Annotated in this window: 13 protein-coding genes; 3 read left to right on the plus strand and 10 right to left on the minus strand. The window is 74.3% G+C overall.

Going from position 1 to position 14,097, the window contains the following annotated elements:
• Nucleotides 1-255: 255 nt before the first annotated feature.
• Complete coding sequence (locus BJ981_RS29875) at nucleotides 256-975, minus strand: SDR family oxidoreductase (RefSeq protein ID WP_184616765.1); 720 nt, start codon at nucleotides 973-975, stop codon at nucleotides 256-258.
• A 54-nt stretch (nucleotides 976-1,029) separates the two neighbouring features.
• Between BJ981_RS29875 and BJ981_RS29880 the strand changes: the two genes are divergently transcribed.
• Nucleotides 1,030-1,713: a TetR/AcrR family transcriptional regulator gene (locus tag BJ981_RS29880; protein WP_184616766.1), complete on the plus strand. Its 684-nt coding sequence runs from the start codon at nucleotides 1,030-1,032 to the stop codon at nucleotides 1,711-1,713.
• A 103-nt stretch (nucleotides 1,714-1,816) separates the two neighbouring features.
• Here the strand turns inward: BJ981_RS29880 and BJ981_RS29885 are convergent, their stop codons facing one another.
• Entirely contained in the window at nucleotides 1,817-2,251 is a 435-nt protein-coding gene (locus BJ981_RS29885) for a CBS domain-containing protein (protein ID WP_184616767.1), read from the minus strand.
• An 85-nt stretch (nucleotides 2,252-2,336) separates the two neighbouring features.
• Nucleotides 2,337-3,752: an amidase gene (locus BJ981_RS29890; RefSeq protein WP_184616768.1), complete on the minus strand. Its 1,416-nt coding sequence runs from the start codon at nucleotides 3,750-3,752 to the stop codon at nucleotides 2,337-2,339.
• 473 nt (nucleotides 3,753-4,225) lie between these two features.
• On the opposite strand from BJ981_RS29890, the gene BJ981_RS29895 reads away from it, so the two are divergent.
• A complete protein-coding gene (locus BJ981_RS29895) occupies nucleotides 4,226-5,032 on the plus strand; it encodes an SDR family NAD(P)-dependent oxidoreductase (protein ID WP_184616769.1) in 807 nt (268 codons plus the stop codon).
• Nucleotides 5,033-5,055: 23 nt separating this feature from the next.
• Here the strand turns inward: BJ981_RS29895 and BJ981_RS29900 are convergent, their stop codons facing one another.
• Nucleotides 5,056-6,051, minus strand: a complete 996-nt coding sequence (locus tag BJ981_RS29900; RefSeq protein WP_184616770.1) for an aldo/keto reductase — start codon at nucleotides 6,049-6,051, stop codon at nucleotides 5,056-5,058.
• A gap of 110 nt (nucleotides 6,052-6,161) precedes the next feature.
• Between BJ981_RS29900 and BJ981_RS29905 the strand changes: the two genes are divergently transcribed.
• Nucleotides 6,162-6,863 (plus strand): TetR/AcrR family transcriptional regulator, encoded by a 702-nt coding sequence (locus tag BJ981_RS29905; protein WP_184616771.1) that lies wholly within the window; start codon nucleotides 6,162-6,164, stop codon nucleotides 6,861-6,863.
• A 6-nt stretch (nucleotides 6,864-6,869) separates the two neighbouring features.
• Here the strand turns inward: BJ981_RS29905 and BJ981_RS29910 are convergent, their stop codons facing one another.
• From BJ981_RS29910 to BJ981_RS29935, 6 genes are all read right to left on the minus strand, one after another.
• A complete protein-coding gene (locus BJ981_RS29910) occupies nucleotides 6,870-7,850 on the minus strand; it encodes a winged helix-turn-helix domain-containing protein (protein WP_184616772.1) in 981 nt (326 codons plus the stop codon).
• Between the two features lie 414 nt (nucleotides 7,851-8,264).
• On the minus strand, nucleotides 8,265-11,189 hold the full coding sequence (locus BJ981_RS39495; protein WP_184616773.1) for an AfsR/SARP family transcriptional regulator: 2,925 nt from the start codon (nucleotides 11,187-11,189) through the stop codon (nucleotides 8,265-8,267).
• Nucleotides 11,190-11,467: 278 nt separating this feature from the next.
• Nucleotides 11,468-12,388 carry a VOC family protein gene (locus BJ981_RS29920; protein ID WP_184616774.1) on the minus strand — a complete coding sequence of 307 codons (921 nt, stop codon included), beginning with the start codon at nucleotides 12,386-12,388 and terminating at the stop codon, nucleotides 11,468-11,470.
• Entirely contained in the window at nucleotides 12,381-12,908 is a 528-nt protein-coding gene (locus BJ981_RS29925; protein WP_184616775.1) for an RNA polymerase sigma factor, read from the minus strand. The genes BJ981_RS29920 and BJ981_RS29925 overlap by 8 nt, the downstream gene beginning before the upstream one ends.
• A 64-nt stretch (nucleotides 12,909-12,972) precedes the next feature.
• Nucleotides 12,973-13,431: a DUF4383 domain-containing protein gene (locus BJ981_RS29930; RefSeq protein ID WP_204070306.1), complete on the minus strand. Its 459-nt coding sequence runs from the start codon at nucleotides 13,429-13,431 to the stop codon at nucleotides 12,973-12,975.
• A 111-nt stretch (nucleotides 13,432-13,542) separates the two neighbouring features.
• Nucleotides 13,543-14,097 (minus strand): alkaline shock response membrane anchor protein AmaP, encoded by a 555-nt coding sequence (locus tag BJ981_RS29935; protein ID WP_184616776.1) that lies wholly within the window; start codon nucleotides 14,095-14,097, stop codon nucleotides 13,543-13,545.

The following is a 14,097-nucleotide window of genomic DNA, read 5'->3' on the forward strand; positions in this document are numbered from 1 at the left end:
GCGACCCGCACATCGGCCCACTACGTGGGGGCCCCGCCCGGGATTCTTTCCCGGGCGGGGCCTTCGCGTGTCACCGGCGCACTCGGGCGGTTTCCGCGCACCCGGTTGAGGGTGTTGAGGTGATTCTCGGTATGTATAGGTAGTTGCCACCGTGTTCAGGCGTGTTTCAGTACCTTTCAGCGGTTCTTAGGCTGTTCGTGCTGATTTCAGTGCAACCGGGTGGTTTCCTGGGTGTCCAGGTGGTTCTTGGCCTGTTCAGGCGAGGGAGACCAGGCGGGCGCCGCCGTCGGTCTCCAGAACGGTGCCGGTCACGTTGGGGTTGGTCGCCGCGAGGACGACCGCCTCGGCGACGTCGTCGGCGGTGGCGATGCGGCGGGTGGGCAGCAGCCCGGCCGCGTGCGCGAAGTACGCCCGCCGCGCGTCCTCGGGCATCCCGTCCCACCAGGGCGTGTCCACCAGGCCGGGGGAGACGGCGTTCACCCGGATCGGGGCCAGCTCGACGGCCAGCGGCCTGACGAGCGACTCCACCGCGCCGTTCAGCGCCGCGAGCCCCGCCGTCCCGGGCATGGCCATGCGGGCGCTGCTCGCACTGATCAAGGTGATCGAGCCATCGGGCGCCAGGCGCGGCAGGGCGGCCTTGAGGGTGGTGAGCTGTGCCCAGAACTTGGCGTCGAAGCCCCGGCGCAGGGCGTCCAGGTCGAGCTCGGCGATCGGGCCCATCCCCTCCCCGCCGGACAGGCTCAGGATCAGCCAGTCCACCGTGCCCAGCTCGCCGAGCAGCTCCGTCACCTGGGCGGCGTCCCCGCCGTCCGCCTGATGCACGGCGATCTTGGGGTCGCTCGCCGCGACGGCGTCGAGCCGGTCCCGGCTCCGGCCCGCGACGTGGACCTGCGCGCCCAGCGCGTGCAGCCGCCGTGCCGTGGCCAGCCCGATCCCGGACGTCCCGCCCACGATCAGCGCGGTCTTCTCGGTCATCCTCACGCTCCAAATCGAACCGTATCGTCTCGAATTACGCTAGCATGGGCGGCGATGAACGACCACAGTGTTTTCGGCGTGCCCGGGCCACCGGTTCCGCCCGGCGATCCCGGCCGGGACGCCGCCGCATTGCGTGCGGTCGGGGCCGGTGCGGGCGCGCCGGAGGGGCGGCCCGGCCGTCCGGGGCGCAGGCGCAGCGACGACAGCCGGCGGGCGATCCTCGCCGCCGCGTTCGAGATCGTGAGCGAGGTCGGGTACGCCCGCCTCACCGTCGAGGGCATCGCCGCCCGTGCCGGGTGCGGCAAACAGACGATCTACCGGTGGTGGCCGGCCAAGGCCGACGTGCTGCTCGACGCGCTCGCGGAACAGGCCGACCTGCACGTTCCCCTGACCGACACCGGAAGCTACGCGGGCGACCTGCGCGCCTTCCTCGCCGCCTCCTTCGCGCTCGGCGGTTCCCGCGAGGTCGCCGGCGTGCTGCGGGCTCTCATGGCCGAGGCCCAGATCGACCAGGACTTCGGCGCGCGCTTCCGTGCCGCCTTCCTTCGGCGCCGCCGCGAGGCGCTCGGCGTCATCCTGGACCGGGCCCGCACGCGGGGCGACCTGCCCGCCGCTCCGCCGCCCGGCACCGTCGCCGACATCGTCTTCGGCACGCTGTGGTACCGGCTGCTCGCCACCCGCGAACCCCTGGACGAGGCCCTGATCGGGGACCTCGTGGGTGTCCTGACGGCGGCGTGAGGAAGCCCTCGCCGAGCACCGTGCCACCCGGCGAGGGCCTTGGTCTCACGGACGCGCCCGGCGCGCCGATCACGGCCGGGCGCGGTCCCTTTCTCGCGCGGGGTCAGGCTCCCGCGTACACCCGGTGGATGAACTCCGCGAGCTGCTCGTCCGGAAGCTCCTTGGCCAGGTCCGCCTCGCTGATCATGCCGACCAGGCGGTGGTTCTCCACGACCGGCACCCGCTTGATCTGGTGCTCGGTCATCGTCACCAGCGTCTCCTCGATGCTGGCCTCGCCGTCGATCCAGACCAGGCCCGCGGCCATCTCGCCCACGGTCGTCTGGTCCAGATCCTTGCCTTCGGCGTCGCACTTCACGACGATGTCGCGGTCGGTGATGATCCCCTTGAGCCGGTCGTTCTCCCCGCAGATCGGCAGTGCGCCGACGCTCAGGTCGCGCATCATGCGGGCCGCCGAGCGCACGCTGTCGTGCTCGCCGACGCACTGGGCCCCCGGATGCATCACGTCGTGTGCCCTTTTCTCGGCGCTGGGTGTGCTCATGGCTACCCCTTGAGTCGATGGTCCGGTCCAGAGCTACATACCCGGAATGTCGATATTTGGGGCTAATGTTCCGTTCAAACCTCTCTCACCGTACGAAGACCGGCGGCACCCGGTCCCGCCACGGCATGGCCTCCTCCAGGAGGGCGGCGACCCGGAACAGCAGGTCCTCACGGCCGTACGGGGCCACGATCTGGACGCCGACCGGCAGGCCGCCCTGGCTCTGTCCGAGCGGCAGGCTGATCGCCGGCTGCCCGGTGACGTTGAACAGCGCGGTGAAGGGGCCGTAGGCGAACATCGACTCCTGCCAGCTTCGGAAGGTGTGCCCGGGATCGTCGTAGCGCAGCGTGCCGTGCGGCGCGGGGAGTCCCGCCAGCGTGGGGGTGACCAGCAGGTCGTACCGGGTGAAGAACGCCCACACCGACCGGCTCAGCCGGTTCTGCGCGTCGAACGCGGCCGCCAGGTCGAGCGCGGTCATCCGCCCGGCCTCCTCCAGCAGGCGCCGCGTGACCGCCTCCAGCAGGGCCGGGTCCGGTCGCCGGGGGGCGTTCAGCAGCGGCGCCGCCGTGGAGATCACTCCGAACGGCACGGTGACGCCGAGCACGTCCTCCCAGTCGAGGGCGGGCGTCGCCTCGCCGATCTCGTGGCCCATGCGCGCCAGCACGCCGCACACCTCGACCGCCACCACGGCCACCTCGGGGTCCACGGGCACGCCGGACCAGGCGCGGGTCGTCACCGCCACGCGCAGCCTGCCCGGGTCCGCGCCCACCTCCTCGGCGTAGGGGCGTGCCGGGGGAGGGGCGGTGTACTTGTCGCCCACCCCCGGCCCCTGGAGGGCGTCCAGCAAGCGGGCCGAGTCGCGCACCGTCCGGGTGAGCGCGGACTCGCACGCCATGCCGAAGAACGCCTCGCCGATGTCGGGGCCGCACGGCGTGCGCCCGCGGCTCGGCTTCAGGCCCACCAGGCCGCAGCACGACGCCGGGACGCGCACCGAGCCCGCCCCGTCGTTGCCGTGCGCCACGGGGACGGCGCCCGCGGCGACCAGCGCGGCGGCGCCCCCGCTCGAACCGCCCACGCCGCGCGTCAGGTCCCACGGGTTGCGGGTGGGGCCGTACCTGACCGGCTCGGTGGAGAAGCTCAGGCCCATCTCGGGGACGGTGGTCACTCCCAGGGTCGCCAGACCGGCCGCCCGGAACCGGCCCATCACGTCGCTGTCGTGCCGGGCCGTGACGCCGCGCAGGGCACGGCTGCCCAGGGAGAACGGCACGCCCTCCGCCATCGGCGCGCTGTCCTTGATCAGAAACGGCACCCCGGCGAACGGCCCGTCCGGCGAACCGGCGAGCGCCTCGGCGAACAACGGCAGCGCCAGCCCGTTGACCTCGGAGTTCACCGACTCCAAAGCCTCCCGCGCCGCCTCTTCGACCTCTGCCCGCCCCACCTCTCCCACCCGCAACGCCCTGGCGAGCCCCGTGGCGTCGAACTCCGCGTACTCCTGCGGCTTCACACTTACCTCCTGCGATCCCGAGACGACGCGACCTCCCCCGCTCCCACGCCGGCCTCCCGCGCTCGTGACGGGTCGCGGTCTCCCACTCGCCTGTCGCGGGCCGGCGCGGCGCGGCCGGGCGTCCCCCTGTGCCCGTGGTCGCGCGAGAACCGTCCTATGCGAGCGGGCCTTCCGGGTCCACTCGATTTCCGGTGGTACGCGGACCGTTATGCGCCTGACGGATGTCCGTTTCCCGGGGGAGCGCGGGCGCGTCGTTCGGGGGGTTCGGCGGGGAGCGGGGATTGGCGGTCTCTTTTCCGCTGGAGAAGGGGGTCCGAATCGCGCCGGGGCGCCGCAGGTCAGCGGCCATAACGTCGTGCCAGGCCGCGAAGAGCGGCACCGCCGCGGGACGGCTCACGAGGGCCGCGACGTCCGAACCGGACGTCGCCCGGCCGTCGTCCGGCGGCGTGTGATGATCGAGGAAAGGCACCACCATGGATTTGCAGCTCGCCGGACGCGTCGCGGTCGTCACCGGGGCGTCCAAGGGCATAGGACTGGCCGTCACCAGCACGCTGCTGGCGGAAGGGGCCCGGGTCGTGGCGACCTCCCGCACGCGGGGCCCGGGGCTGGAGGCGCTCGCCTGCCCCGATCTCGTGCACGTGCCCGCCGACCTCATGGACCCGGCCGCGCCGGAGGAAGTGGTGGCGCGGGCGGCCGAGACCTTCGGCGGCCTGGACATCCTGGTCAACAACGCCGGAGGGCCGCCGCCGGGCGTGACGCTGCCGCGCGGCTCGTTCCTGGACGCCGGCGACGAGGAATGGCGTGCGATGTTCGAGTTCAACCTGTTCTCCGTCGTCAGGGCGGTGCGCGCGGCGATCCCGCTGATGCTGGAGCGCGGCGGCGGCGCGATCGTGAACGTGTCCTCGGGCAACGCGCGGCAGCCGTCCCCGATCAACGTGGACTACGGCGCCGCCAAGGCCGCGATGACCAACCTCGGCAAGGCCCTGTCGGTGGAGTTCGGGTCGCGGGGCATCCGGGTGAACACGGTCTCGCCCGGGCCGGTGCGCACGCCGTGGTGGACCGACCAGGGCGGCGTGGCCGACATGATCGCCGCCCAGGCCGGCGCCGGACGGGACGACGCGCTCGACAAGATCGCCCCCGAGATGATGAACCTCACCACGGGCCGCCTGGCCGACCCGCAGGAGATCGCCGACGCGGTCGCCCTGCTCGCCTCTCCCCGCTCGGCCAGCACCACCGGCGCCGACTTCGCCGTGGACTCGGGTTTCCTGAAGGAGATCTGAGCCCGGCCACGGCGGCCACGGCCTCATGCCTCGCTGTCCAGCGAGCGCATCTGGGCGAGGGCGTAGCGGTCGCCGGCGGCGGCGCCGTCGGGGACGGCCTGTTCGATGGCGGTCAGGTCGCCGGGGGTGAGCTTGATGAACTCGGCGGCCAGGGATTCGGCCAGACGGTCGCGGCGGCGGGCCCCGATCAGAGGGACGATGTCCTTCCCGCGGTCGGCGACCCAGGCGATGGCGAGCTGGGCGACGGTGACGCCCTTGGCCGCGGCCACGGCGCGCAGGCGCTCGGCCAGGTCGAGGTTGCGGCGCAGGTTGCCGTCGGAGAACCGCGGGCTGGTGGCGCGGAAGTCACGCGCGCCCAGCTCGCGCCGGGGACTCCAGTGTCCGCCGAGCAGGCCGCGTGACAGCACGCCGTAGGCGGTGACGCCGATGCCGAGCTCGCGGGTGGCGGGCAGGATCTCGCGTTCGACGCCCCGCGACAGCAGCGAGTACTCGATCTGGAGGTCGGCGATGGGATGGACGGCGGCGGCGCGCCGGATCGTCTCGGCGCCGACCTCCGACAGGCCGATGTGGCGGACGTGCCCGGCCTGGACCAGCTCGGCGATGGCGCCGATGGTGTCCTCGATGGGGACGGCCGGGTCGAGCCGGGCCGGGCGGTAGATGTCGACGTGGTCGGTGCCGAGCCGGCGCAGGCTGTAGGCGAGGAAGGTCTTCACGGCGGCGGGCCGCGCGTCGAAGCCGGCCCAGGCGCCGCCGGGATCGCGCAGGGCCCCGAACTTGACGCTGATGACGGCCTGGTCGCGGGCGCGGCCCTTCAGCGCCTCGCGCAGGAGCATCTCGTTGTGGCCCATGCCGTAGAAGTCGCCCGTGTCCAGGAGGGTGACCCCGGCGTCGAGCGCGGCGCGGACGGTGGCGATCGACTCGGCCTCGTCGGCCGGGCCGTACATGTCCGACATGCCCATGAGCCCCAGCCCGAGGGCGGACACGGTGGGGCCGGTGCTGCCGAGAGTGCGGGTGCCCATGGCTTCGTCCAATCCTCCCGGCACGCCGGGACGTCACGATCATCGCTAACGCAATGACGGTAGCACCGCTACGCCTAACGTCGCTACCTTGAATCTGTTAGCTTTGGTACATGCCCACCGAGACCCTCAGCACCAGAGACCGAGTCCTGCGCGCGGCGGCCGACCTGCTGGCGGAGGGCGGCCGGGACGCCGTCTCGACGCGCGCGGTCGGCGCCGCCGCCGGGGTGCAGGCCCCGACGCTGTACCGCCTGTTCGGCGACAAGGACGGCATGCTGGCCGCCGTGGCCGCCTACGGTTTCGAGGAGTATCTGACGAGCAAGGCCCGCATGGGCCGCTCCGAGGACCCGGTGGCCGACCTGCGCCGCGGGTGGGACCTTCACGTCGACTTCGGCCTGTCCCGCCCGGCCTTCTACGTGCTGATGTACGGCGACGCCCACCCGGGCGTCTGCTCGCCCGCCGCGCGCCGGGCCGCGTCCATGCTGGAGCAGATCATCACGCGCATCGCCGACGCCGGACGGCTGAAGACCAGCGTGGGCAGGGCGGCGGGCATGGTCCACGCCGCGGGCATCGGCGTCACCCTGAGCCTCATCGCCACGGCCCCCGAGGAGCGGGACCCGGAGATGTCCACCGTGACCCGCGAGGCCGTCCTCGGCGCGATCGTCACCGGGGACGAGGCGCCGGGCCCCGATCCGCACGCCGGCGTCGCGGGCCGCGCGATGGCGCTGCGCGCCGCGCTCTGCGGGCACGAGACCCCGCTCAGCCCCGCCGAACGCGTCCTTCTCGCCGAATGGCTGGACCGCCTGGCCCGCTGAGCCCGGTCAGGAGCCGAGGAGGTGTACCAGGGCCGTCGCGCGGTCGGTGCGTTCGACGTGGATCTCGCGGCCGGACCGTTGCCGGTGGATCAGGCCCGCCGTCTCCAGGCGGTCGCAGTGGTAGGTGACGGCGTTCGGGGCGTGCCGGGTGATCTCGGCGAGCCTGCCCATGGTCAGCGGCCGCTCCAGGCTGGTCAGGATCGCCGCCCGCGCCTCGCCCATCAGCAGCACCAGCGCGTCGCCGTCGCGCCTCTCCCTGGGGGCCCGGGACGCCAGCGTTCCCGCCAGGGGGAGGGGGTAGCCGATCCACACCACCTCGGGGCCGTCCAGGTTGCTCACCATCGAGGTCGGCCCGGTGATCATGGGCATGAGCACGAGCCTGCGCGACCCGATGTGGAAGCGCGCCGGCTCGGTGTCGGGGAAGCTGAAGGCGCCGTCCTGGAACATGCACCCCGCGTGCAGGTCGTTGAGCACCGCGTCCATGGACCCCCGGGCGGCGGCGATGGCGACCCGCTCGATCTCACGGTCCATCAGCGGCCGGGCGCGCGTCCACACGTCGCCCATGACCGACCAGACGCGCTCCAGCAGGCCGGCGTAGCCGTGCAGCCACGCCTTCGGGCGCTCGGCCGCGGCGCGCCAGTGCGGCGGGACGCGCCCGCCGGTGATCGCCGCGAGGTCGTCGAGCAGCGCCTGGCCGGGCAGGTCGCGCAGGATCTCGATCTGCGTCTCGATGGGGATGTCGCCGGTCGGCGTGCCGGGGAAGACGAGGTCGGGCACGACGCTGTAGCCGGGGGTCGCCAGCGAGCGCACGATCGGCCCGTCGCCCGGCACGGCGACCGAGCGGATCATGCGGCGCCATGACTCGGGCGCTCCGCGCAGCCGCCCGCCGAGCGCGTCGGTGATCAGCGCCAGCATCGACACGCCGGGAGCCAGAGCCACCGCCACCGGCACGCTCTGGGGCCGCTCCACGCTCAGGGTGGTACGCACGCGCTCTCCAGTCACCCAGGATCCCCTCGTCTCCCTTTGAACCTAGCCATATATCGAACACTTTCGCAGCTCCCTCCGGACCACTCAATGTCCGGAAATCTGACCCTGTCGTCAGCGTGACCGGCGTATCGCCCCCTGTCGCCGACTGTCAGCGCCGTGTGAGCGGGTTGTGAGGACGGGTCCCTAATTTCGACGTCGACCGCCCCGAAGGAGGGGCGCAGAACGAAGGGAGTCGCCATGCGCACGACACGACGGACGGCCGGCGGTACGCCCGTTCCCGCCCTCGGACGCGCGGGCGTCCGGGTCACCCGCGCGGGCGTCCGGGTCACTCGCGCCGGCGTCCGGGTCACTCGCGCCTGATCCGGCGCCCGGCGCGGGCCACAGGGGCGCCCGCGCCGGATCAGTAAGGGGGGTTCAGGCCCGGCGGGGATCGGAGGAGCGGGGGCCGGTCTTCGCCGGGCCGCCGGGCGGGCGGGCCGGGTGGTCGTCGCCGAGTTCGGCCACGATCGCCGCGGCCTCCCGCCGGCGGGCCCGCGCGCCGTCCCGGTCGCCGGAGGCCGCCAGCACGTCGCCGAGGCGGCTCAGCACGCCCGCCTCGCCCCGGCGGTCCTCGAAGTCCCGCATGATCTCCAGCGCCGCGTCGAACGCCGCGGCGGCCTCGGCCAGGCGGCCGAGCGCGGCGTGCGCCGTGCCCAGCGTGCGCAGCGCCTCGGCCCGGTGGTAGCGGTCGCCGAGCTCGGTGTAGATGGCGAGCGCCTCGAGGCTGCCGCGCGCCGCCTCCTCGTGGCGGCCGAGGCCGTTGTCGTTCTCGGCGATGTGGTTCAGCGTGCCGGCCTCCAGCCGCCGGTCGCCGCCGCCGCGCGCGATGGTCAGCGCCCGGTCGTGGCACTCCACCGCGCGGTCGTGACGCCCGAGCCGGAAGTACGCCCGGCCGAGGTGGGTGAGGGCCTCCCCTTCCAGGTCGCGGTCCCCGGTGCGCCGCGCGACCGCCAGCGCGTCGCCGTAGCGGGCGGCCGCCTCCTCCAGCCGCCCGAGCCGCGCGTAGGTCGCGGCCAGACCGGCCAGCGCCCAGCCCTCCTCGACGGCCGCGCCGCCGCGCCTGCACGCGCGCACCGCGGCCCGCCGCACGTCGAGCCACGCCGGTCCCGGCACGTGGAACTCGGCGAACGGCGCCATGGCGCGGCCGAGCCGCCAGGCGGCGTCGTGCCACTCGCGCGCCGCGGCGTGGCGGACCGCGGCGACCAGGTTGGGGAACTCCTCCTCGTACCATCCGACGGCACGCTCGGCGTCGTCGAACTCCTGCGGGACCACGCCCGCCCCCTCCGGCTCCGGGGGCAGCTCCCGCCCGCCGGGGGGCAGATGGGCCGCCGCCTCGCGCGCCGTGCGGACGTACCACTCGACGACGCGGCGCAGGGGATCCGCACCGGACTGCGGATCGGCGTCCCCGGCGAGGCGCGCCTGCTCGGCCGCGTAGTCGCGCAGCAGGTCGTGGAAGTCGTACCGGCCGGGGGAGCGGGAGCGCAGCAGGTGGTCGGCGGTGAGCCGGTCCAGGAGCCGGGTGACGGCCGCGGCGTCCTCTCCCGCCAGCGCGGCCGCCGCGCCCACGCCGACCTCCGGGCCGGGGTGCAGGCCGAGCAGCCGGAACAGGCGCGCGGAGTCCGGGTCGAGCGCCCGGTAGGTCCACGAGAACACCGTGCGCAGGTCGGTGTCGTCGCCGTCGCCGGTGTCCAGCGCGGCCAGGCGGGTGCGCTCGTCCCGCAGGTCGGCGACGAGCCGCCGCAGCGGCGTCCCGGGGAAGCGGGCGGCGCGCTCGGCGAAGATGCGCAGCGCCAGGGGCAGCCGGGCGCAGCGCTCGACGATCTCGGCCACCGCGGCGGGGTCGGCGGCGACGCGCTCGGGGCCGAGCACCCCGGCGAGCAGCTCGACGGCCTCGGCCGCGGGCATCTGGTCGAGGATGACGCGCCGCGCGCCGTACTGGACGATCAGGCCGCGGAGCTGGTTGCGGCTGGTCACGATCAGCACGCCGCCGGCGCCGGGGACGAGCGGGCGCACCTGCTCGCTGCCGCCCGCGTTGTCGAGCAGCACGAGCGTCCTGCGGCCCGCCAGCAGCGTCCGGTACAGCGCGGACCGCTCCTCCAGGCCGGCCGGGACGCGGTCGGGCGGGGTGCCGAGCGAGCGCAGCAGCGTCTCCAGCGCCGCCGCGGCCTGGACGGGCCTGCCCTGCCCGTACCCGTGCAGGTCCAGGTAGAGCTGCCCGTCGGGGAAGCGCTCGCGGGCCCGGTGCGCCCAGTGGACGGCGAGCGCGGTCTTGCCCGACCCCGCCGTACCCTGCAGCGAGACGATCGTGCCCGCCTGCGACGGGGAGGCGCCGGCGAGGACGCGGTCGAGCGCGGCCAGCTCGGCCTTGCGGCCGGCGAAGCCCGGGATGTCGGGGCGGAGCTGCCGGGGCACCTGCGCGGGGGGCTTGAGCGTCGCCCGTCCGGGCGCGGGGCCGAGGGAGGGGTCCTCGGTGAGGATCGACCGGTGCAGGTCGCGCAGGGCCGGGCCCGGGTCCACCCCGAGGTCCTCCGCCAGCACGGCGCCGACCTCCTGGTAGGCCCGCAGCGCCTCGGCCGGGCGCCCGCTGCGGTAGAGCGCCAGCATGAGCCGCTCCCAGAACGGCTCGCGCAGCGGGTGGGCGCGCGTCAGCTCGCGCAGCGGCGCGACCAGCTCGGCGTGGCCGCCGGTGCTCAGGCGGATGTCGGCCCACCGCTCCTGGGCGTGCAGCCACTCCTCGGTGAGCGGCGCCACCTCGTCGCCGTGCAGCGCGGCCGACTCGGCGTTGGAGAGCAGGGGACGCCGCCACAGTCCCATCGCCTCGGCGTAGGCGCGCGCGGCCCCCTCGAGGTCCCCGGCGGCGGCGGCCCGGCCCGCGTGGCCGGTCAGCGCGCGGAAGCGCAGCAGGTCCAGGACGCCCGGGCCGACGTCGGCGCGGTAGCCGTCGGGGACGGTGCGCACGACGTCGCGGATCTCGGGCAGCCGCCGCAGCCGGTTGACATAGGTGTGGACGGTGGCCCTGGCGCGGTCGTGGTCCTCGGGCTCCTCGTCCCACAGCCAGGCGACCAGCCGGCCCACGGGGACGGTCTCGCCGGGACGCAGCAGGAGCCCGGCCAGCGCGACGCGCAGCTTGTTGCCGGGCACCGGCACCTCGCGGGCGTCCCCTCCGGCGCCGGAGGTGACGGTCAGCGGCCCGAGCACCTGGAAACGCGCCAGGCCGTCGCCCGCGGCGTCCGCCGTCGAGTCCGCTGTGGCGTCCGCCGCCCGGTCCCGGGGGCTCCTGGCGCGCGCGGAGACGGTCATCGGCCGTCCCACGGCGGGACGATCGCGGCCTGTGCCATCGGACCCCCCGATCTCATCCGGACGTTCGGCGCGGGACCGGAACCCTCCGCGGAACCTCGCCGGCAATCGCTCATGCTAGCGATCGCGGGCAATGAGTCCGGACATATCCGTATTTCTGGGCCAGACTCCTCTCGGCCGCCCCTGTCACACCGAGAAGAGCCCGGCCCGGATCGCGCCGGTCACCGCCGTTCGGCACGGATCGGCACCGCGTGGATCGGCGCCGCGTGGATCGGCACGGATCAGCCGGGAATCCGCCCGAGATAGAACCGGACGCCCTGGTCGTCGGCGCACTCGGCGGTGATGCCGTACGGCTGCCGCTCGGGGTCGGTGCTGGTCCCGCCGGCGGCCCTCACCCGGGCGACGGCCGCGTCGATGTCGTCGACCGCGTACATCGGCACGACGGCGGCACGGTCCCGGCCGCCCCACAGGCCGGTCATCGGGCGCACCTCCGCGTCTCCGGCGCGCACCCGCCATCCGTGCTCCACGTTGCCGGGGGCGAACTTCCAGCCGAGGACGCTTCCGTAGAACGCGCGGGCGCGGTCGACGTCGCGCACCTCGATGGTCAGGTAGACGACCTCGCCCTGCGCCGTGGAACCGGTCTCGGCGCTCGCGCCGGGCAGCTCGTAGAGGCTGAACTCCAGCCCCTGGTCGTCCACGCAGGCCGACACGAGGCCGTACGGCTCCTGGACCGGCTCCTCGGCGCGCCCGCCGGCCGCGCGGACGCGCTCGGCGGCCGCCCGCACGTCGTCCACGAGGTGACAGGCCCACAGCGTGCGCGCCCCCTCCTGGCTCCATATGCCGTGCGGAAGGGTGAGCCCTTCGACCAGACGGCCGCGGGGATCGCCGCCCGGCTCGTACCGCCAGCCGAGCACGGCCTGGTAGAAGGCGGCGGCCCGGCCGGCGTCCGGCACCCGCAGCGACACGAATCCGACGTCGCCCTGCCGCAGCGCGGTGGGGGTCGCGGTGGAGGTCGAGGTGGAAGTCGAGGTGGACGGCATGATGGTCCCTCTCCTGTCGTGGGTTCTCTGGGTCCGCTCCCGGGGACGGAGCAGCTCCCGCTCCAGGCGGGCGCGCAGCCGCGCCGCGAAGGCGGGATCGGGGTCGGCGGCCGTCGCCGGCCGCAGGAGGGCCTCGAACGGGTCAGACAACGGATCAGACATCGCGGCCCTCCGATCTCTCGTAGTTCTCTCGGAACGCCTTCCTGGCCCGCACGAGCAGCGCCTCGGTCGCGTGCACGGTCCTGCCGAGCAGCCGCGCGACCTCGGGTACGGGCAGCCCGTCGAGATAGCGCAGCACCAGCGCGCCGCGGTGGTGCGGGCCGAGCCCGGCCAGCACCTCCTGCGCGATCATGGCGTCCAGCCGCTCGTCCCACGGGTCCTCGGGCTCGACGGGGAGCCCGTGGACGATCCGCAGGCCGCGCTGCTCGCGCTCGGCCCGCCTCCAGTGGTCGACGAGCTTGTGCCGCGCCACGCCGACCAGCCAGGCGACGCCGACCTCGGGGGGCGGCCGCCTGCGCACCGCCTCGACGGCGGCGAGGAACGTCTCCGCCGTCAAATCCTCTGCCAGGGCCCGCTGCCCGCAGCGGGACAGCAGGTAGCCGTAGACCTGGGGCAGCGCCGCGTCGTACAACGCGAGCAGCGCCGCCCCCGGGTCCGGTTCCACTCCCGCCGGTAGGTTCACATCCCCTTCATCGCCCGGGAGCCCTCCGCTCCGACGGGTGGAACGGAAAAATCTCCTCCCGGGGCTAGACCGAGAAGGTCCGGCGGGAGGAGGGGGTGCGGCGCGAGAGCGTCGCGCCGAGGGCGATCATGATGATGCCGAGGAAGAAGTGCAGCCAGTTGACGGCCGTGTTGACCGGGATGGCGTTGACCGGGCTGTTCTGGTCGATGACCAGCCCGTAGATCCACCAGAGCAGGGCCAGGACGCCGCCCCACACCAGGTAGGCGCGGGCTCCCGCCCAGGTCCGCGCGAGGCTGACGCCCACGATGCCGAACAGCAGATGGATGAAGTTGTGCAGGACCGAGACCTGGAACACGCCGAACAGGAAAGCGGTGGATCGGTACCCGGCCCAGCCCATGGACCCGTAGTCGGTGGTGATCCCGGGGATGAACCCGAGGATCCCCAACGCCAGGAAGACAAGCCCGATGACGAACGCGGCCATCTGCAACGGCGTCCTCGTCATCTCACGCGTGCGCGCTCCCATGATCCCTCCTCCCACGGCCGCTCCGTCGCGCCGTGGTCGTCTGTGGTCCGCGTGTCTCGTGGCCGGTCGCGAACCGCGTGCAGGGCAAGCGCCGCCCGGCCGCCGCGGAGGTCACGTGCGGGTGCGGACGGTGTGCATCCGGATCGTCGCGGGCAGCCGCTCCATCTCCAGGGACCGCCGCAGCCGTCCGACCGCCCCGCTGATCCCCTGCCGCGCGGCGGCGGGGTCGGCGCGGTCGGGGATCACGACGGCGAGCGCCAGGCGCGGGTCGTCCGCGGACCCCGACAACGACGCGCGCACCCGTTCCCCCGGAAGGCTCTCGATCAGGTCGTCCTCCAGCGCCCCGGCGGCGGCTCTCGCCGACAGGCGCGTGGCGCCGTGGGCCGGGTCGGGTTCCAGGTCGAGCGTGCGCAGCGTGCCGGTGCGCCCCTGCGCCAGCAGCCAGCGCAGCGCCGGCAGGGCGACGATGAGCGAGATCACGATGACCACGGGCCAGACCCACGGCCGGCCCGCGGGAAAGGCGGCGACCTCGGGCGGGATCAGCGGCGCGCTCGGCGGCCCGAGCAGCCCCAGCGCGCGCACGAGGCACACGACGCCGGCGCCGGCGAGCAGCAGCCCCACGAGCACCAGGCCGACGCGGTTGGCGGCGGCGGGCGGTTGTCTCAC

This window comes from Sphaerisporangium krabiense (assembly GCF_014200435.1).
Taxonomy (GTDB): Bacteria; Actinomycetota; Actinomycetes; order Streptosporangiales; family Streptosporangiaceae; genus Sphaerisporangium; species Sphaerisporangium krabiense.